The sequence below is a fragment of the Solibacillus sp. FSL W7-1472 genome, assembly GCF_037969775.1.
Classification (GTDB): Bacteria; Bacillota; Bacilli; order Bacillales_A; family Planococcaceae; genus Solibacillus; species Solibacillus silvestris.
This window is the reverse complement of sequence record NZ_CP150208.1, coordinates 2,686,291-2,705,773: the sequence shown is the minus strand read 5'-3', so window position 1 is coordinate 2,705,773 and position 19,483 is coordinate 2,686,291. Positions and strand designations below refer to the sequence as shown.

General features: G+C 38.0%; 18 protein-coding genes. 17 read left to right on the top strand and 1 reads right to left on the bottom strand.

Features of this window, described 5'->3' with window-relative positions; all coding sequences use genetic code 11:
- Positions 1 to 67 precede the first annotated feature (67 nt).
- The gene (locus MKY07_RS13475; protein WP_008405046.1) at positions 68 to 568 is read left to right on the top strand and encodes a metallophosphoesterase; all 501 of its coding nucleotides are present in this window, start codon (positions 68 to 70) and stop codon (positions 566 to 568) included.
- A gap of 592 nt (positions 569 to 1,160) precedes the next feature.
- On the opposite strand, the gene MKY07_RS13470 is transcribed toward MKY07_RS13475, so the two are convergent.
- The gene (locus MKY07_RS13470; protein ID WP_065215551.1) at positions 1,161 to 1,661 is read right to left on the bottom strand and encodes a nucleoside-diphosphate sugar epimerase; all 501 of its coding nucleotides are present in this window, start codon (positions 1,659 to 1,661) and stop codon (positions 1,161 to 1,163) included.
- A 222-nt stretch (positions 1,662 to 1,883) separates the two neighbouring features.
- Between MKY07_RS13470 and MKY07_RS13465 the strand changes: the two genes are divergently transcribed.
- From MKY07_RS13465 to MKY07_RS13390, 16 genes are all read left to right on the top strand, one after another.
- A complete protein-coding gene (locus MKY07_RS13465) occupies positions 1,884 to 2,963 on the top strand; it encodes an aldo/keto reductase (RefSeq protein ID WP_339262647.1) in 1,080 nt (359 codons plus the stop codon).
- A gap of 332 nt (positions 2,964 to 3,295) precedes the next feature.
- The gene (locus MKY07_RS13460) at positions 3,296 to 4,747 is read left to right on the top strand and encodes an aldehyde dehydrogenase family protein (RefSeq protein ID WP_339262645.1); all 1,452 of its coding nucleotides are present in this window, start codon (positions 3,296 to 3,298) and stop codon (positions 4,745 to 4,747) included.
- Positions 4,748 to 5,141: 394 nt separating this feature from the next.
- Entirely contained in the window at positions 5,142 to 5,831 is a 690-nt protein-coding gene (locus MKY07_RS13455) for a hypothetical protein (protein ID WP_339262644.1), read from the top strand.
- Positions 5,780 to 6,316, top strand: a complete 537-nt coding sequence (locus MKY07_RS13450; RefSeq protein ID WP_339264655.1) for an HD-GYP domain-containing protein — start codon at positions 5,780 to 5,782, stop codon at positions 6,314 to 6,316. The genes MKY07_RS13455 and MKY07_RS13450 overlap by 52 nt, the downstream gene beginning before the upstream one ends.
- A 116-nt stretch (positions 6,317 to 6,432) precedes the next feature.
- Positions 6,433 to 7,620 carry a peptidase gene (locus MKY07_RS13445; protein ID WP_339262643.1) on the top strand — a complete coding sequence of 396 codons (1,188 nt, stop codon included), beginning with the start codon at positions 6,433 to 6,435 and terminating at the stop codon, positions 7,618 to 7,620.
- Between the two features lie 199 nt (positions 7,621 to 7,819).
- Positions 7,820 to 8,644 (top strand): methyl-accepting chemotaxis protein, encoded by an 825-nt coding sequence (locus MKY07_RS13440; RefSeq protein WP_339262642.1) that lies wholly within the window; start codon positions 7,820 to 7,822, stop codon positions 8,642 to 8,644.
- A 478-nt stretch (positions 8,645 to 9,122) separates the two neighbouring features.
- Positions 9,123 to 10,571, top strand: a complete 1,449-nt coding sequence (locus tag MKY07_RS13435) for an aryl-sulfate sulfotransferase (protein WP_339262640.1) — start codon at positions 9,123 to 9,125, stop codon at positions 10,569 to 10,571.
- Between the two features lie 62 nt (positions 10,572 to 10,633).
- Positions 10,634 to 11,641, top strand: a complete 1,008-nt coding sequence (locus MKY07_RS13430) for an ABC transporter substrate-binding protein (RefSeq protein WP_339262638.1) — start codon at positions 10,634 to 10,636, stop codon at positions 11,639 to 11,641.
- A 17-nt stretch (positions 11,642 to 11,658) separates the two neighbouring features.
- On the top strand, positions 11,659 to 12,438 hold the full coding sequence (locus tag MKY07_RS13425) for an ABC transporter ATP-binding protein (RefSeq protein WP_339262636.1): 780 nt from the start codon (positions 11,659 to 11,661) through the stop codon (positions 12,436 to 12,438).
- A 34-nt stretch (positions 12,439 to 12,472) separates the two neighbouring features.
- Positions 12,473 to 13,291, top strand: coding sequence for an ABC transporter permease (locus tag MKY07_RS13420; RefSeq protein ID WP_339262635.1), 819 nt, complete (start codon positions 12,473 to 12,475; stop codon positions 13,289 to 13,291).
- Positions 13,292 to 13,498: 207 nt separating this feature from the next.
- A complete protein-coding gene (gene cobA / locus MKY07_RS13415; protein ID WP_008405065.1) occupies positions 13,499 to 14,278 on the top strand; it encodes a uroporphyrinogen-III C-methyltransferase in 780 nt (259 codons plus the stop codon).
- A gap of 14 nt (positions 14,279 to 14,292) precedes the next feature.
- The gene (locus MKY07_RS13410; RefSeq protein WP_339262632.1) at positions 14,293 to 15,021 is read left to right on the top strand and encodes a sirohydrochlorin chelatase; all 729 of its coding nucleotides are present in this window, start codon (positions 14,293 to 14,295) and stop codon (positions 15,019 to 15,021) included.
- 20 nt (positions 15,022 to 15,041) lie between these two features.
- Positions 15,042 to 15,185: a YezD family protein gene (locus MKY07_RS13405; protein WP_014823193.1), complete on the top strand. Its 144-nt coding sequence runs from the start codon at positions 15,042 to 15,044 to the stop codon at positions 15,183 to 15,185.
- Positions 15,186 to 15,209: 24 nt separating this feature from the next.
- A complete protein-coding gene (locus tag MKY07_RS13400; protein ID WP_339262630.1) occupies positions 15,210 to 17,033 on the top strand; it encodes an assimilatory sulfite reductase (NADPH) flavoprotein subunit in 1,824 nt (607 codons plus the stop codon).
- Between the two features lie 52 nt (positions 17,034 to 17,085).
- The gene (gene cysI / locus MKY07_RS13395) at positions 17,086 to 18,825 is read left to right on the top strand and encodes an assimilatory sulfite reductase (NADPH) hemoprotein subunit (RefSeq protein WP_339262628.1); all 1,740 of its coding nucleotides are present in this window, start codon (positions 17,086 to 17,088) and stop codon (positions 18,823 to 18,825) included.
- 2 nt (positions 18,826 to 18,827) lie between these two features.
- The gene (locus tag MKY07_RS13390; protein WP_339264654.1) at positions 18,828 to 19,460 is read left to right on the top strand and encodes an NAD(P)-dependent oxidoreductase; all 633 of its coding nucleotides are present in this window, start codon (positions 18,828 to 18,830) and stop codon (positions 19,458 to 19,460) included.
- The last annotated feature ends 23 nt before the right edge of the window (positions 19,461 to 19,483 follow it).

Sequence of the window (19,483 nt, the reverse complement as noted above, 5' to 3'; positions counted from 1 at the left end):
ATAACGATTGAATTTTTATTTCAATGCTGTCACACTAAGAATAGAAATGTAAAGGATGTGGATACGAATGAAGCTATTGATTATGAGTGATACACATGGTGACGAGGAAATCATTGAACGTGTAAAGGGCTACCATCCAGATGCGTATAAAGTGATCCATTGTGGCGATAGTGAATTGCCGTATGCGCATCCTCTTATGCAAGGGATAGAGTGTGTGAAAGGTAATTGTGATCATGACCAGAACTATTTGGAGGAGATGCTGTTTCAGGTAAATGGAGATCGTGTGTATGTGACACACGGGCATTTATACGATGTGAAAAACTCTCCGATGAAACTGATTTACCGCGCAAAGGAAGTCGGCGCACAAATCGTATGTTTTGGTCATTCACATATACTTGGCGCGGAATATATCGATGACATTTTATTTATTAATCCGGGTAGCTTACTGAAGCCTCGACGGATAAAAGAAAAATCATTTGTCACACTTACAACAACTCCAACGCATTTTACATTACAATGTTATGATGATAATAATAATTTGATTGATGAATTATTTTATGAGCGTTAATTATCAAAGTGAAGTCTTGATTTAAAGAGGACTTCACTTTTTTAATGCAGAATTTAGAGAACAGAAAATTATTTTAGTTAAATAATAATTTTTTTGAATTAGATTGTTGACTTTAAATGAAATGTACCATATAATAAAAAATGTCTTAATTACCAATTGGTGATGAAAAACATGTCTCAGTAGCTCAGCTGGATAGAGCAACGCCCTTTAAGTATATAGGAGCCTTTATACGGAAAATGAACGTATAAAGTGGACGACACCGTATCGGTAAACCCTTAACAGATCATGCTGATGGCAATACCGAGGAAACGAGATCATTTGAATGGCTTTATGCAGGTAAAATGATTGCAGCAATTTAATTGTGAGAGGTTCCGTAGAGACTAAACGTGTCGCACCTGAAATGGTGAAGTTATAGTCCAGACCAACAAATTATACACATGTATAAGTAGTGAAAACTATAGTGGTAAGCTAAGGCGTCGGTCGGGGGTTCGAATCCCTCCTGGGACGTACATAAAACCGTCAAACTTGAATTAAACAAGTTTGGCGGTTTTTTATTTCCTCAATGTAGTTATTTACGTAAGAAAGCCCATTTTTATTTCAGCTTTATATTTTCTATATACAGATCAACATCTTTCATCAATTGTTTAAATAATATTCTATTTTTCTTTTTAATGTTTATTTTCTTTCTTGCAGCCTTTAAAGAGAATTCTTCATGAACAATACAACTTCTGAGATTTGCCAATAATTTAGTATTATTCTTAAAAATTAAGTTATCACCCAACTGTTCCTCTAAATCAAGGATTATATTGTTATCCGATTTATTTCTATATTTACGTTTGAAAATAACTTTATAAATGTCTTTTAACAGTTGTTCAATTAATGAATATAACTCAACTGTGAGCGTAGCGTATTTACGGTCTCTGCGCCGACCGTAAAATTCCTCCAATTCATAATCGCTTAATAGCTCCAGCCATTTAAAAGTACCAGCTTTATTCGAAGTATTTTTTACAATTTGCTGAAATTCTTTTTCGATTAAACAAAGATCTGCAAATGCATGATCTTTTAATTTTTTGATTTCTTTCTTTTTACTCAACTAAAACACTCCTTCCATCGTTGACTTTGAAAGCAAAGGGGAAGCTCAATCGCTCATCGCTCCTATTTGCAACAACTCTCCAGTATTTCTTACCCGTAATTTTAAACTAATCAACTATTTTTTTACTTCAACCTTCGCAACAGGAACTTAGCAATGTTCTAACCGTAGAATGTTTTATTTAATAGGGAACGTGGGAAAACACAATGAATAGGAGGGATCATGATGGATAATAGTTTATTTGGCAATTCAAGTTTGAATGTTTCTAAATATGCTTTGGGCACGGTAATGTTCAGTACAAATGGCCTTGAAGGGGTGGGGGCTATGGATCAGGCAACCGCAAATTATATGGTGGATTACGCACTGGATCAAGGCATCAACCATTTTGATACAGCGAATATGTATGCGAAAGGTGATGCAGAAGTTATTTTTGGCAAAGCGATAAGAGATAAACGTCATGATATGATCATCAGCAGTAAAACAGGATTTCAGCTAATAGATAAACCAACCGATACGGGTGATTTAATCAACGTAGATTCATCCATAGATGCGCTATTAAAAAGACTTGGAACTGATTATATCGATCTATATTATGTACATTGTTGGGATGGTCAAGTACCAGTTAGCGAAACTGTCCAAGAAATGAATGACTTAATTAAGAAAGGGAAAATACGGCATTGGGGGGTATCGGATTACAGTGGCTGGGCGCTTGCGAAGACACATACATGGGCAGTAGAAAATAATATGATACCGCCAATTGCACAGCAAATCTATTACACTCCGGAATCACGTGAAGCAGAGTTTGAAATTTTGCCTGCCGGTAAAGAATTAGGCATGGCTAATAGTATTAGGTCTCCACTGGGTGAGGGGCTGCTCACTGGTAAATTTACAAGGGATAAAAGATTGGAACCAGTTACAAGACAAGGGAATGGTTGGCCGGAAACATATATTAACAATCCCGATTTGTTTTATAATCTAATCGATTTATTGCAAGATGTTGCTTCTAAACATAAAGTAACGGTACCACAAGTTGTTCTCGCATGGTTACGTGATCGACCGAATGTAGATTCAATTGTTTTGTCTGCAAGAACTAAAGAACAGTTACATGAAAACATTGCATCATATAGTTTAAAGTTAACAAAAGAGGATATTTCCCAAATTAATGATTTAACTGCACTTGAACCTATTTATCCATTGTGGCATCGCGCTATGAATTCATTAGATAGAGCTTCAAATGCAGAAAAGGTATATTTTGATGAATACATTAAGTTGATGGAAAGTAAAAACCGTTCGGCTCATAGTTAACGAAACCTTAGCATAAGTGTAAACATTATTTTGGAAATCAAGGGGCAAGAAGCCAAGAAACGCTGTGAAGACATGCTTTCTTGGCTTTTTTGAATATAATTTATACATTATGTGGAGATGGATTTCAACATGTATCCATAACACACGTATATTGTGAAGATTTTCACTTATACTAACGTGGGAAAATGCTTATGTTATAGGATAAATAAAAGAAACAGATATTTGTGGTAATAAAATGGCGAATCAAGGGTAATTAAAGTGACATGGACATGCATTCAAATAAGAAGCATGGCATCTTGAGCAAACTGCGTTAATTGGAAAGGAAGGTACCTATGAATAAAAAATGGAACAAACAGTTTATTGGTGGCGAATGGAGAGAAGGAAACAGCGAAAGAGTTTACGTTGATCAGAATCCATATAATGAGGAAACGATTGCAGAAATCCGGTTGGCAAATGAAAAGGACATAGATGAGGCATATAAGGCTGCCAAAGACGCACAAGAAGAATGGGCGCAGGTCAATGCCTATCAAAGACAAGCAATCATAGAAAAAGCTGCACAAATTGTAGAACGACGTAGAGAAGAAATCGTGCAGATTTTAGTGGAGGAGAATGGGGCTTCCCATACGAAAGCGAACATTGAAATTAGTGGCGCAATTGGCATTATGAAAGAGTCTGCTACATTTCCTCTCCGGATGCATGGACAAATAATGCCATCCATTATTCCTGGGAAAGAGAACCGGGTATATCATAATCCTGCTGGGGTAGTGGGGATCATTAGTCCATTTAATTTCCCGTTTCATTTAACGATGCGTTCCCTTGCTCCTGCTTTGGCAACAGGCAATGGGGCTGTGCTTAAACCTGATTTGCAGACGATGATATCAGGCGGACTCATTCTAGGTGAAATTTTTGAAGAGGCTGGTATCCCTAAAGGATTACTAAATATTACGGTTTGCAGCTCATCAGAAATTAAAGATGCATTTGTTGAACATCCGATTCCTCAAATTATTTCTTTTACCGGTTCTACACAGGTAGGGCGACATATTGGGGAGCTTTGTGGAAGAAACCTGAAACGTGTCGCTCTGGAACTTGGCGGGAACAATGTCATGCTAGTTTTGAAAGATGCTGATGTTCAAAGAGTAGCTGCTTCTGCTGCCTTCGGTAAATTTTTAAACAGCGGACAAATTTGTATGTCGCTGAATCGGATTGTTGTTGAACGCCCGGTATACGAATCGTTTCTAAAAGCATTTGTGGATAGAGCATCCAAGATCAAATATGGGGATCCAAAAAATGATGATGTTGTAGTAGGTCCGCTTATTAATCATAAACAAATTGAACGGATTCAAAAGTTAATTGATCAAAGCATCGAGCAAGGAGCAGAATACGCCCTGAAAGGGGAAGTGAAAGGCAATGTGCTGGCTCCGACTATTTTGACGAATGTAACAAATGATATGCCGATAGCACAGGAAGAAATTTTTGGACCTGCTGTAGGTGTTATTGTTGTAGATAGTGAAGAGGAAGCGATCCGTGTTGCGAATGACAGTGACTATGGACTGAGCGGTGCTGTTCATGCCGGTACAACAGAACATGGCGTTGAAGTAGCGAAACAGATTATAACAGGAATGATTCACGTTAATGACCAGGGAGTCAATGATGAACCGATCATAGCCTTTGGTGGAGAGAAAGCTTCAGGGTTAGGCCGATATGGCGGCGAATGGGCAATCCATGAATTTACAACGACAAAATGGATTTCTGTACAGACAAACCCACGAGAGTATCCGTTTTAATATTGAAAGCAAAAAGACTAGACCTAATCATATTCGAGATTAGGTCTTTTTAATTTTAAAGATAAGGATAAATATTTCATAAAGATGAGTCTTTAGATTTAGTGTTATATAATGTTTGGCTTTAATTAAAATTAATGGAAATGAGTAAAATTAGGAATTGAGTTGTATGGTATAAAGGGGTATTGTTAAGATATCCTAAATGAAATAGTAGAAAATAAATTTTTAATTAATTAACATGTAGGTACAAAGTGAATGTATTATGGTTAAAAGAGTAAATAAATAAAAAAATGAGAAATTTAAATCATAGATATATAGAACTAATTTCCATTATCGTGCTATAATTGATTATGGAACATAAGGTCTATTAAATGGTAAAAAAATTGCGAGGTAAAAAATGAAGAAAACAACATTTTTACAAGAAGAAAAGAATTCAACGAAACTATTCTTATGGTTATTTTTTGTCGTATTTTTTGTATATGATATATTATACTATGATCTTTTTCCTGCATTTCCATGGCACGATGGGATTATTTGGTACGATTTTATGTATTTTAAATATGGAATTATGGTTGGTCTGATACCTTTATCCATATACTTACTTAAAATAGATAAAACAGAAATTGTTAAATATATTATATTTTTTGGGTATTTTACCACTCATTTATTTTCAGATATTATATATTATAAAGATAGTTCACTAACATACACTAGTGGAAATCTAGTGGAAATTATATTCATCCTCTTTTCACCGATATTTGTTAACAGGAAATTTACATATTGTGTATCATTTGGTTTGATTATTAAATATGCTTTGGTTGGATTATTTATACAAAGTCCAATAGTTTTATTTCCGATTATCATTATGATGGTTTGTTCTTTTATTGCCTTTATCCTTTTACATCGAATCTTAAATTATATAAAAGCATTGAAATATTCATATGATGAACAGTTAGAAGGTATCGTTAAAGGAGTTATTGCTACATTGGAATTGAAAGATCCGTATACTCGTGGCCATAGTGAACGGGTTGCTGCATATGCAATGAGCATGGCGGAGGCTACAAAAAATATAAACCCTCTGAGTTAAATTACTTTTACTATGCCTGTCTATTACATGATATTGGAAAAGTTAGCATACCTGACTCAATTTTGACAAAGCCTGGTATGTTGACAGATGAAGAATTTGATATAATAAAGACACACCCTGTGGTTGGAGCAGAAGCTATCAGAGATGTTGAAGGAATTGCAGATAACATAGGAGTAATTTACCATCACCATGAAAGATGGGATGGGAAAGGATATCCTGATGGTCTTGCTGGAGAAGAAATACCATTCTTAGCCAGAGTTACTGCTGTTGCCGATGCATTTGATGCGATGACATCATCGAGATCTTATCGTCCTGCTCTTCAGTTTGAAGTAGCACATCAACGAATTCTCGATGGACAAGGTAGCCAATTCGACCCGCAACTGGTAGAATTATTTAAACAGATTTATCCTGATTGGGTGCAAATTTCTAAAACTTATTGTAAAGGTGTAGACTTGAGAGGGGGTAAGAAGAGTGAAAATTCGTAAACTTAATAAAATCAAAGTTACTTGCTTTTGGTGTTTCCTTATTCCAAGATAAGTAGGTACATACTTAGGATGCTATAATTATAGCATCCTATTTTAAATTATAAGGAGGCTATATATTGAAGGTATCCTTGCAATCCGAAATAACGTTATATCCGTTATCCATTCGACAAGATAAAAAACATTATATTGTAGAAGAGCCGATTTCAGGTGATTTTTTCGAATTGCCTGAGATAGGTGTGGATGCCATCAAACGTTTGGAACAAGGTGAGGAACTTGTTTCAATTGAACATGCATTAAAAACTTCATATCCAGATGAAGAAGTGGATATTATAGATTTTGTGGAGCAACTATTGGAGTTAGGACTTGTTCAAGAAGTGGATGGTGTGCTCGTTAAGAAAGAGCAGTCTAAATCCACATCACGTTCGGGTGGTTTCCTATGGATTCCGCATTCGGTGGGGCGCCTATTTTTTAATGGAGTGATGAACAGAATCTACTTGCTTTTGCTCGTAGCGAACATCGTCATGCTCATACTGAATCCGAATCTTTTCCCCCATTACAAAGATATATTTCTCTTTGATTCTATGATACTGAATATTATAAGCTATTTATTTATATCTTTATTATTAATTTTAATACATGAATTTGGACATATCCTTGCCATTCGATCACATGACTTGCCGGCTAAATTAAGTATTGGAAATCGGCTGATATTTATTGTTTTTGAAACAGACCTCACTCAAGCTTGGAAGCTCGATCCAAAAAAGAGAAATATACTGTACCTTGCCGGACTGTCCTTTGAGCAAGTAATTCTTTTCCTTTCACTAGGTGCAATGCTTCTTTTTCCGGATGCGGGCATTATAGGAATTCTCGGAATCATCGTTTTGGATATTTTCATTAAATTTATCTATCAATGCTGTTTCTATATGAAAACCGATGTTTATTATGTTGTGGAAAATATAACAGGCTGTTATAACTTGATGGAAAACGGCAAAATCTATTTGAACTCCAGATTTAAGAAACGACGAAAAGATGAGGAAATTAATAAAGAGATGTTCCAGGGAGAATGGAACTTGATCCGTCTGTATAGTGTGTTTTACATAGTGGGAGTTGTTTTAACATTAATTTTGGCCGTGTTGTATTTTGTACCGCAGCTTTATTATACTTATACTACCATTTATTTAAATCTTCTCGGAACAGGCGATCGTGCCGCGTTTTGGGATGCCATTGCATTTTTGATCATGACAATGCTCATGCTTGTTCTGCTGATGTATGTTGCAAATAAACAAAGGCATGAGAACAGTTAGCTTATATATAAAATGCCTTGCAGGTATGCTCTGCAGGGCATTTTTTTATTTTATAAAATAATTTATTTTCCAAACATATGACATTCAACCTAATCTAAGATAAATAAAATTAATTTAAGGGGAGTTAAATATTTTACTGTAGGAGTAATTTCCTATTATAATAGAACTAAAATATTCTTCATAAGGGAGCTTCTACAAGATGAAAACTTTTCCGCCTAACAATAGCACGACACAAATTTTAAATGAAACATCTGTATTGACTGCACTTGAATCAAATTTGGCCATGATAGAATTTAACCTAAACAAAGAGGTTATTTGGGTAAATGAAAATTTCGCTAAAACACTAGGATATACAGTAGGTGAAATGAAAAAGATGGTACATAAAGAGTTTTGTACACTTGATTTCAGAAACAGCAGCGCCTATGAAGAATTATGGGATTGTCTTGGTAAAGGGGAAAAGTATCAGGGCAAAATCCAAAGGGTTGGGAAAACGGGTAATCTACTTTGGTTGGAGGCTACCTATATTCCAATTATGAATGACGAAGGGCAAGTAGAAGCTGTACTTAAAATTGCAACTAATATTACAGAGCGGGAAAATAGCACAATAAAAATTACTTCTCAATTAAAGGAAATGCCAACAGAGTTAGTAAATCTTGTTGTTGAAAATTCAATGGAAAAAATACAAGCAATTAAATCATTGGAGCAACAAATTGATTTGATTACTGATACGACTAAAATTATCCGTAATATTTCAATGCAAACGAATGTACTTGCCTTAAATGCTGCAATCGAAGCAGCCCGTGTAGGAGAGCAGGGACGCGGTTTTAAAGTTGTGGCAGATGAAGTTCGGAAATTGGCCAGCAATGTTGATCATGCCATTAAAAATGTGAATACGAACATAGAAAATATTACAAGTGAAGCTTTAAAAGTCAGTAAAATAACAGATGATCTACAAAGAACCGTCTCAGAAACTCAATCAAAGTTTAGTAAGACTATTGAAGAATTTGAAGGGGTTATTAAATAATATTACGACAAAACAAAGACATTCATAATGGGAGAATGTCTTTTTAGTTTTATTTAAAACGTGAATCATCTTTATCATGCCGTTTTATCTAGCGGTCTTCCCCAATAAATACTTTAAATATCTGAAATTTTAAATTATTTTAAAAACCTACTTGACGAATAAGAATTAAATCGGTACGATACTGTTAATACATTTAAAGTTAAGTAGTTTACTAGGGATTGGATAAATAAACTGCTCCTTTAAAGAAAAATTTAATAAAGTGCTGATTAGACAACTAAAGGCGCTAAAAATACATTCCTCTCACCAAACATATTGGAGGAGGCTGTATTTTTAGTGCCTTTTCATTTTAACTTTTGTTAAAAGCGGTTGTCTTGGAAGGAGGAAACTAAACAAAAGAGGATATCAACAATGTTTGAATAGCACTTGAACGTCAAATAAACGGTTAACTAAAATAAATAATGAAAAGGGAGCGATATATATGGGAAATCCAACAATTCATCCTACAGGAGCGACAGTTTATAATCCAGAGAAGGCGGCAAGCGGTTTTACAATTTTTCAAGCAGCAAATGAGGGAGCATTACTGATTGATATGAATGGGAAAGAAGTTCATTTATGGAAAGGGCTACGCGGCTTCCCGAACAAAGTATTTCCAGGTGGTTTTGTTCTAGGGCATACGTTTAATCGTGATCCGCAGTATGGCTTCCAGGATGAGGGCGATTTAGTCCAGATTGATTTTGAAGGTAATGTTGTATGGAAATTTGACAAACATCAATATATTGAAGATCCGGGCAAGGAAGCAAGATGGTATGCACGAGCACACCATGACTACCAACGTACGGGCAGTCCTGTAGGGTACCCGGCACCAGATCAGGAGCCACAAACAACAGGCGGCAATACATTGATTTTGGTTCACCGTGATGTAGTCAACGAAAAAATCTCCAAACATCCACTATTGGATGACGCATTCATTGAGGTCGATTGGGAAGGTAATATCGTATGGGAATGGAATGCACATGAGCATTTCGATGAGCTAAACTTTAGTGATGAAGCAAAAAAGGCGATTTACGAGGAGCCGAATCGACGTTTCTTTGGTAATCATTCAGGCGACTGGCTTCACATTAATTCCATTTCATTAGTTGGTCCGAACCGCCATTATGATAATGGAGATGAGCGTTTCCATCCGGACAACATTATTTGGGATGCGCGTGAGGCAAATATTATCGCAATTACAAGCAAAGAGACAGGGAAAATCGTATGGCAACTTGGTCCGGATTATGACACACCGGAGACGAAACATTTAGGATGGATTATCGGACAACATCATGCACATATCATTCCAAAAGGTTTGCCAGGAGAGGGGAATGTTTTAGTATTTGACAACGGAGGCTGGGGAGGATACGGCGCACCGAATCCAAACTCGGTTGATGGCAATAAAGTGGCAATCCGCGACCATTCCCGCATTTTGGAAATCGATCCGATTACACTTGAAATTGTATGGCAATATACTGGGCTTGAAGCGAAGTATTCAGTACCAACAGATTCCTATAAATTCTACAGTCCTTATATTAGTTCGGCACAGCGTTTGGAAAATGGCAATACGCTTATTACAGAAGGTTCGAATGGCCGAATTTTTGAAGTAACGGCAGACCACGAAATTGTTTGGGAATATATTTCTGCCTATAAAAATGAACGAGGGTCAAATATGGTCTATCGCGCATACCGTGTGCCGTACAACTGGGTACCACAATTGGAAACACCAGTTGAAGTAGAGATCAAGCCAATTGATGTGAAAGATTTCCGTGTGCCAAATGCGGCAGAAGGCGGTGCACATTCGGTTGCTGAAATTAAAGAAGCTTTTTCTTATGGTGAAGGTGCGCTTTGCGTTGCTCGTTATGATGAGACAGTGGCAAAGAAAATTACAACTTGAATTTTTGAACATAATTCCTAGTATAAAAATAAAAATAGTTAGTTAGTGGAAAGAGTGAAAATATGAAACTAAAAAGTACGATACATCTACTGCTCTTATTAGTAACAGCGCTTATATTAGCGGCGTGCGGGAATGATGCAAATTCAGCCAATGCTGATGGCAAAACAATTCGGGCAGCAATCGATACAGCAGCAGGGGGGTCGTTCCAAATCCGGACAGCTGCTGCAAACAATTATTTTGCGGATCGAGAATTGAATGTAGAGCTTTCTAATTTTGCCTACGGAATCGATACTGTGAACGCTGTTTTGACAAAGCAGGCAGATACAGGGTTGGCTGCAGATTATGCATTACTGAACTCACTTGGTAAAGGTGATTTCGTAGTCGTTTCTTCATTGACAGGGAGCGATGAGCACTTCAACTCTGTCAGTCTGTCTGAAATTCTAGCAGTGAAGGGAATAGAGGTACCGGCGGATATTAAAGGGAAAAAAATTGGTGTTGCAAAAGGAACGGTATCTGAATACCAATGGGCTAAATACTTGGAGCACTACAGTATTAGCGAGGACGACATTAAATATGTACCGTACAGTACACCTGATGAAGCAATAGTCGGAATGAAAAAAGGGGATATTGATGTCGTTATTGGAACGGGTGCTTTAATAGAGAAATTCAAGAATATTGATGGTGTGCATGAAATCGACCGATTGAGTTCTGTACCTGATTTAAGTGTATCGAGCTATTTAATTGTGGACCGTAAATTTGCAGAAGCAAATTCAGAAGAAATCGGGAAGTTCCTTGAAGGCATTGAACAAGGAATTGAATATGTAAAGGGGAACCCGGAAGGTACTGCGGACATCGGCTACAAAGAGCTGAAAATTACAAAAGAAGACATACTGCTTGATTTGAAACGAGTGAACTATACGCTCGGTTTTACGAAAGAAGACTATACACATTTATCCAACATGAAAGCATATTTGCTGGAGCGCGATATTTTGGATGAAGATTTTAATTTAGATGAAAAGCTGTATCTAGATCCGGCGAAGCAAGTATTGAAAGACAAGGTAACTTACTAACTAAGGGGGAAAAGGCAATGCTGAACACGATAACAGAAGAAGCAATTGTAATTACGAATGGTGCCAAAACATTTCAAACAGATATTGAAAATTCGACATATGTATTAAAAAATGTAGATTTATCGATAAAAAAGGGCGAGTTTTATGTACTTCTCGGTCCAAGTGGCTGCGGTAAATCAACACTGCTGAATATTATTGCGGGATTTTTGGATTTGTCGGTTGGCGAATTGCACATTGTGACTTCTCGTGAAGAAAACCGAGATGGACGCGGTTTCGTTTTTCAGTCAGCGGATTCAGCATTGTTCCCTTGGTTAACTGTTGAGGAGAATATTTCATTTGGCTTAAAAATGAAGAAGGTGCCTCCAGAAAAGCGAAAGAAGATAGCCAATACTTTCATAAAGCTAACGGGTTTACTTGGCCATGCAAAAAAGTTTCCAGATAATTTGTCAGGCGGGATGAAGCAGCGCGTTCAGCTTGCCCGTGTTTTGGCAAATGAGCCGGAAATCTTATTAATGGATGAACCGTTTGGGGCACTTGATGCAATGACACGACGAACGATGCAAAATGAGCTCATACGAATTTGGAAAGAAACAAATAAAACCGTTATCTTTGTGACACATGACATTCAGGAAGCGATTCTATTAGGTCAGAAGATTGGCATAATGTCTGTCGGTCCGAATTCGCGGATCGAGACGGCTTATGACGTAAAGCTGCCTTACCCTCGTGATATAACAAGTATTGATTTTAACAATCATTATAAGCAAGTTCAGGCACATTTTGAGGACTTTTCGATTTAATAAAAGCTTTGTTTAGAATAATAGGAGGCAGGTTATGACGACAATTGAATTGAAAAAAGGACAGCAAGTGGCGCCTGTCGTAAAGGTAAAGAGAAAAAGCAGAATCGGTAAATTGATTTTACAGTCCGGTATGATTGGCTGGTTATTTATTCTGCTTGTATGGCAAATTGCATCGATGTTTTCCGAACCGATGTTTTTGCCAAGCCCCTATTTAACATTGATTGGGGCGATTGAAATTGCCAGTGATGGGACATTGTTTCTCTATATGGGCTACAGTTTTTTACGGGTGTTGGCTGGATGGACACTCGGGTTGTTAATTGCTGTACCATTTGGACTTCTTATTGGAACGAACAAGTTTGTGCGGGCACTGTTTGAACCGGTCATTAACTTTGTGCGCTTCATCCCGCCACTTGCTTTCATTACTTTATTTATGCTGTGGTTTGGGATTGGCGAACAGTCAAAAGTATTTTTAATTGTCTATGCAACATTTTTTGTCATCACCATTAATACATTAACAGGGGTCCTTTCTATTTCAAATGATAAATTATTATCTGCTAAAAGTATGGGGGCTTCAAAGTTTCAAACACTTATTTACGTTGTAATTCCGGCCACAATACCGTACATATTTACAGGTGCGAAGCTTGCGATGGGATCGTCGTTCATGGCGATTGTCGGGGCGGAAATGGTTGCGGCAAATGAAGGAATCGGTTTTATGATCTGGAATGCTCGACTATATTTTAAAACAGACTGGATATTTGTGGGGCTTGTCGTTCTTGGATTAATGGGCTTTATTATGGACCGTATTTTCGCATATGCCGGACGCAAGCTGCTTGGTCGTTATAAAGTTGTGTAACAAAAAATAAGCTAAACAAATATGTTTAGCTTATTTTTATGAAAGGCTATTTCTGTTTAACGTAATGAAATAATAATCAATTTGCACTATTAAACTAATTATTCATATTTTTTTACTTGGTTTTATTGATTTGTAGAAAATTTCCATGTATCATATGGTTTATTATACAAATATTGGACTTTTATTTTTAAAAAGGAGAGTAAATTAATGGGGAAAGTATATATTGTTGGGGCAGGGCCTGGTGATGTCGATTTAATCACAGTAAAAGGTTTACGCTGTATACAAGAAGCAGACGTAATTTTATATGACCGGTTAATTAACAATGAGCTGCTATCTTATGCAAAGCGCGGCGCACAGTTGATATTCTGCGGGAAATTGCCGAACCGTCATGCGATGATTCAGGAAAATATTAATCTTTCTTTAGTTCATCATGCTTTACAAGGTAAAACGGTAACCCGATTAAAAGGCGGCGACCCATTCGTTTTTGGACGTGGTGCTGAAGAAGCGGAAGTATTAGCGGAAAATGGCATTCCTTTTGAAATCGTGCCGGGAATTACTTCAGGCATTGCTGCACCAGCCTATGCAGGGATACCGGTTACGCACCGCGATTTAGGCTCCAGTTTTGCGATTGTCACAGGACATATGCGTGAAGGAAAGGATGATTCCATCCAATGGGAGAGTTTGGCAAAAGGTATAGATACGCTAGCTATCTACATGGGGATAGGCAATTTACCATATATTTGCCGGCAACTTTTAACATTTGGACGGGATGCTTCTACACCTGTCGCATTAGTACATATGGGAACTTATGAACAACAGCAGACGATTACAGGGACATTAGGATCGATTGTTGAGATTGCTCAAGTAAACGATGTAAAAAATCCGAGCATGATTATCGTGGGTCAGGTCGTGGCATTACGTGAAAAAATAGCATGGTATGAGCAAACAGTACAACAGGATAAAAGAATAAAGGAAAAAATTGTGTAAAGCAGGTGAGTACGATGAGGGCAATTTTGTATGTAGGGCACGGTACACGCTTGAAAAAAGGCACAGATGAGGCAATACAGTTTCTGGAAACAACAAAATCTTATGTAGAAACTGAAATTCAGGAAACCGCCTTTTTGGAACTAGTCGAGCCTAATATTCTGGAAGGTGTTGCAAAATGTGTCAATCAAGGTGCAACACATATATCGGTTGTCCCGATTTTATTATTAACGGCTCAGCATGCCAATGAAGATATACCAGCTGAAATTAAGATTGCGAAAGAACGTTATCCGCACGTAACCTTTTCAACCGGGCGCCCATTTGGAATTCATCCAGCTTTAATTGAAACAGTTTATGAAAGAATTGTTGAACAACAGGTGCCGATTAATGCTGACGCAGAAGTTTTATTAATCGGCAGGGGTAGCAGCGATATTGCCGTTGTAAGGGATATGGCGAGAATCAGTGAGCAGCTAAAGGATACTTACGGTTTCCGAGAAGTAAAATCTTGCTTTTTATATGGGGCAGGACCGGCTTTTGATCAGAAATTAGTTGAACTGAAATCCAAGCAGACGAAGCAAGTTTTTATTGTACCTTATTTATTGTTTTCGGGACTTTTAAGTGTAGGAATCGAAAAAAGAATTCGTTCGCTTGACCTAGATTCATCTTCCGTAATTTTATGCAACCATTTAGGCTACAACGAAAAAGTTCGGAATGTTTTGCTGGAAAGAGTGCAAGAGGTCATCTGAAAATTAGGAGGCATTTAGTCATGACGAAATCAAATGATATTAACGAAACGATTGAGAAGATTAAAGATACGGTTGCATCAGTGAAATATGGAACAGTAACGTTAGTTATTCAGGACGGTCATGTTGTACAAATTGAAAAAAACGAAAAAATCAGATTGAAATAAAACAAGATTCGCGAGGTGGAAGTTTTGACGTTAAATCTGCATAATAGCCCATTTTCCGAGGCACAGACAAAATTAATCAATGAGCTTTATCCAACGTTAACGGACTATCAAAAAGTTTGGTTAAATGGTTATTTAAGTGCAATACAAACAATAGAAGATTCCAATCAGCCGTTTGAAGTAACGGTTACAGAACAAGGGCAAACCGTTTCATTGCTGGAGGCAGTCAAACAGGAGGCAACCATTTTATACGGTTCGCAAACCGGCAATGCACAACAAGTTGCAGGTAAATTGAAAACGGCTTTAGAGTCACAGGGGGTCGAGGTCGTTCTGACTGCAATGTCTGATTTTAAAACGAATAATCTGAAAAAACAGAAAAATATTTTCATCATAACAAGTACACATGGCGAAGGTGATCCACCGGATAATGCAATCTCCTTCCATAGCTTCCTATATGGAAAGCGAGCACCGAAACTGGAGGATGTATCTTTTTCCGTTCTCTCGTTAGGCGATAGCTCATATGAATTTTTCTGCAAAACGGGACTTGATTTTGATGAACAACTAGAAAAATTAGGTGGTAAACGGATTGTTCCGCGTGTCGATTGTGACTTGGATTATGATGACCAAGTTTCACAGTGGATTGGGCAGGTCGTGGAAGCAATGGCGCAAAATACGCCGAGCAAACAACTGGAATATCAAAATATACCGGTTGCGGTAGCTGCTGGTGAAAAATTGGCCTATGACAAAAATAATCCTTTTTATGCGGAAGTACTGGAAAGCATCAATTTAAATGGTCGCGGGTCGAATAAGAAGACCCAGCATTTGGAGCTTTCATTGGAAGGATCCGGTTTGACATATGAACCGGGCGATAGCGTCGGCATTCTTCCTGAAAATGATGCAAATTTGGTAACTGCATTACAATTATCGCTTGGCTTTGAAGGCTCGGAAGTAGTGACGGTAAAAAATCATTCTAAATCATTGAATGAAGCACTCACTTTACATTTTGAAATTACTGTACTGACAAAGCCATTATTGCAAAAGCTGGCTGTCTTTTCAGAAAACGATAAGCTTGAGGCATTGCTTGAGGATGATTCGAAGCTAAAGGAATATGTTTATGGACGAGACTTGCTGGATGTTGTGCAAACTTTTGGACCTTTCAACTGGAATGCTCAACAGTTTGTTGATCAGCTCCGGAAAAATCCGGTACGCCTGTATTCCATTGCAAGCAGTCAAAAGGCAAATGAAGAAGAAGTTCATTTAACAATCGGTAAAGTTTTCTATGAAGTAGATGAACGTGAACGTTTAGGCGTTGTGTCTGGGCAAGTGGCAGAGCGAATTGAAATTGGGGATAAGATTCCGGTTTATATTCATAAAAATCCGAATTTCCGTCTGCCGGAAAATGCGCAAACACCAATTATTATGATTGGTGCGGGTACTGGGATTGCTCCTTACCGTTCATTTTTGGAGGAACGTGCTGAAGCAGGAATCGAAAGCAATGCATGGCTGTTCTTCGGAGATCAGCATTTTGTTACGGATTTCTTGTATCAGACTGAGCTGCAGCGCTGGCTGAAAGATGGTACATTGACGAAATTATCTGTAGCCTTTTCACGTGATACAGAACAGAAAGTCTATGTACAGCATCGTCTGCTTGAAAATGCTGAAGAAGTATATCGATGGTTAAATGAAGGTGCGGTCATCTACGTATGTGGTGATGAGAAATATATGGCGCATGATGTGGATCAAACATTGCGCAAAATTGTTGCGGAACAGGGCGGCAAAACGGAAGAAGAAGTTACATTATTTTTTAATGAGCTAAAAAGTCAAAAACGTTATCAGCGAGACGTATATTAAACCATTTTTTTGTTATGGACCGTTAATTTTAATAGAGATAGGAGATAGGCATATGAGTCAGAAAATCGTACTTCCCCCACAGCCGGGTAAACCGAATGATGTCGAACGTATTAAAGACGAAAGTAATTATTTGCGGGGAACTTTAGAAAAAACAATGCAGTATCCAATTAGTTCAGGAATTCCGGATGATGATAACCGTCTCATGAAATTCCATGGCAGCTATTTGCAGGATGACCGGGATTTACGTACAGAACGAGAAAGACAAAAGCTGGAGCCAGCTTACCAATTTATGGCCCGTGTCCGAACTCCGGGTGGTGCCGCAACATCGGAACAATGGCTTGTAATGGATGAGATGGCGGAAAAGTACGGGAATGGGTCACTAAAGCTAACGACTCGTCAGGCATTCCAGGTACATGGCATTCTGAAATGGAATGTCAAAAAGTATATGCAGGAAATTCACGAAGTGCTGCTTGATTGTATCGCGGCATGCGGTGATGTAAACCGTAATGTAATGTGTAATGTAAATCCGAATCAATCGGCATTTCATGAAGAAGTGTATAATTGGTCCGCGAAGTTAAGTGAACATTTATTGCCTCGTACTCGTGCATACCATGAATTATGGCTGGACGGAGAAAAAGTTTATGATGGTATACAGGATACAGAAGTTGAACCGGTTTACGGCGCACTGTATTTGCCACGTAAATTTAAAATCGGTATTGCCGTTCCACCGAGCAATGATATTGATGTATTTTCACAGGATATTGGTTTTATTGCCATTGTCGAGAATGGCGAGCTACTGGGCTTTAATGTCGCGGTCGGCGGCGGGATGGGTATGACGCATGGTGATAAGGAAACATACCCGCAATTAGGCCGTTTAATTGGTTATATTCCAAAGGACCGTCTGCTAGAAACTGCGGAGAAAATCTTAACAATCCAACGTGATTACGGGAATCGGGCAGAACGTAAAAAGGCCCGCTTTAAATATACGGTAGATTCAAAAGGTTTGGATTTTATTAAACAAGAGCTGAATCATCGTTTAGGGTGGGAGCTTGAACAAGTAAGACCGTACACATTCAGTCGTACAGGAGATGAGTACGGATGGATAAAAGGAGAAAATGGAAAATGGCACTTTACGTTATTTATCCAAAATGGACGAATTAAAGATTTTGAAGATTATCAGTTAAAATCGGGCTTGCGTGAAATTGCCAAAGTGCATACAGGGGTGTTTCGTTTAACCCCAAACCAGAACCTTCTGATTGCAGATGTAACGCCACAGAAAAAAACGGTCATTGATAAACTGTTGACGGCTTACAACATAACGGATGGTGCGCATTATTCTGCACTGCGACGCAATTCGATTGCCTGTGTCTCATTGCCGACGTGCGGCCTGGCAATGGCAGAAGCAGAACGTTATTTGCCTTCATTAATTACGAAAATTGATGAAGTACTGGCAGATAATGGGCTGCGTGATACTGAGATCGGTATTCGTATGTCAGGATGTCCGAACGGCTGTTCACGTGCAGCAATGGGCGAGATCGGCTTTATCGGAAAAGGACCCGGCAAGTACAATCTATACTTGGGCGGTGATTTTAAAGGACTGCGCTTAAACAAAATCTACAAAGAAAATATCGGTGAAGAAGAAATCTTAAATACTCTTTCGCCAATTTTTTCTGAATATGCAAAAGAGCGATTCGAAGGTGAACATTTCGGTGACTTTACAATTCGTAAAGGTTATGTAGAAGCAGTAACGGATGGCCGACAATTTCATGGAATGAGCGAAGTGAAAAGTTGACAATGTTACCGATGATGGTCAATATACGAAATAAAAAAGTAATTGTAATAGGAGGCGGAAAAATAGCGGCTAAGAGAATCGAGTCGTTATTACGCTTTCAACCGAATATTACAGTCGTAAGTCCGGTACTTGAGGAACGTTTACATGACCTTGTGAAAAGTGATGTAATCGAGCATATTGCAAGATCCTTTCATAAAAGTGATGTGCTAGGGACATTTCTCGTCATTGCGGCTACAGATGATACAGCGGTAAATCAACGAGTTAAGGAAAGCTGTCAGACCAATCAGCTGATCAATATTGTCGATGATCCGGCCAATAGCTCGTTTCATTTTCCGGCAATTTATGAGAAAAATGAAATTACGATTGCGGTGACGACGAGCGGTATTAGCCCGATGCTTGCCAAAAATCTCCGTGACGAATTCGCAGCGATTGTTGATGAGATGGATCCGGAATATTTATTGTTTTTAAAAGAAGTCCGGCATCTGGTGAAAGAGGGGCAGTTTACTAAAGAACAGAAGCGTATTCTGTTAAAGGAATGCTTGGAAGAATGGTATCACTCCAATTCTATACAACGGTCAATTTTTATGGATAAGATTCTTGATTTATACTATCACCCCCAAAAAAATAAAAGATAAATTAGGGAGCAGTTACAATTGAC

Bases quoted from the DNA above. Each gene is read 5' to 3' on its own strand.
- MKY07_RS13420 (WP_339262635.1), top strand. From the start codon at position 12,473: ATGACGACAATTGAATTGAAAAAAGGACAGCAAGTGGCGCCTGTCGTA.
- cysI (WP_339262628.1), top strand. From the start codon at position 17,086: ATGAGTCAGAAAATCGTACTTCCCCCACAGCCGGGTAAACCGAATGAT.
- MKY07_RS13455 (WP_339262644.1), top strand. From the start codon at position 5,142: ATGAAGAAAACAACATTTTTACAAGAAGAAAAGAATTCAACGAAACTA.
- MKY07_RS13465 (WP_339262647.1), top strand. From the start codon at position 1,884: ATGGATAATAGTTTATTTGGCAATTCAAGTTTGAATGTTTCTAAATAT.
- MKY07_RS13440 (WP_339262642.1), top strand. From the start codon at position 7,820: ATGAAAACTTTTCCGCCTAACAATAGCACGACACAAATTTTAAATGAA.
- MKY07_RS13390 (WP_339264654.1), top strand. From the start codon at position 18,828: ATGTTACCGATGATGGTCAATATACGAAATAAAAAAGTAATTGTAATA.
- cobA (WP_008405065.1), top strand. From the start codon at position 13,499: ATGGGGAAAGTATATATTGTTGGGGCAGGGCCTGGTGATGTCGATTTA.
- MKY07_RS13460 (WP_339262645.1), top strand. From the start codon at position 3,296: ATGAATAAAAAATGGAACAAACAGTTTATTGGTGGCGAATGGAGAGAA.
- MKY07_RS13430 (WP_339262638.1), top strand. From the start codon at position 10,634: ATGAAACTAAAAAGTACGATACATCTACTGCTCTTATTAGTAACAGCG.
- MKY07_RS13425 (WP_339262636.1), top strand. From the start codon at position 11,659: ATGCTGAACACGATAACAGAAGAAGCAATTGTAATTACGAATGGTGCC.
- MKY07_RS13435 (WP_339262640.1), top strand. From the start codon at position 9,123: ATGGGAAATCCAACAATTCATCCTACAGGAGCGACAGTTTATAATCCA.
- MKY07_RS13405 (WP_014823193.1), top strand. From the start codon at position 15,042: ATGACGAAATCAAATGATATTAACGAAACGATTGAGAAGATTAAAGAT.
- MKY07_RS13410 (WP_339262632.1), top strand. From the start codon at position 14,293: ATGAGGGCAATTTTGTATGTAGGGCACGGTACACGCTTGAAAAAAGGC.
- MKY07_RS13475 (WP_008405046.1), top strand. From the start codon at position 68: ATGAAGCTATTGATTATGAGTGATACACATGGTGACGAGGAAATCATT.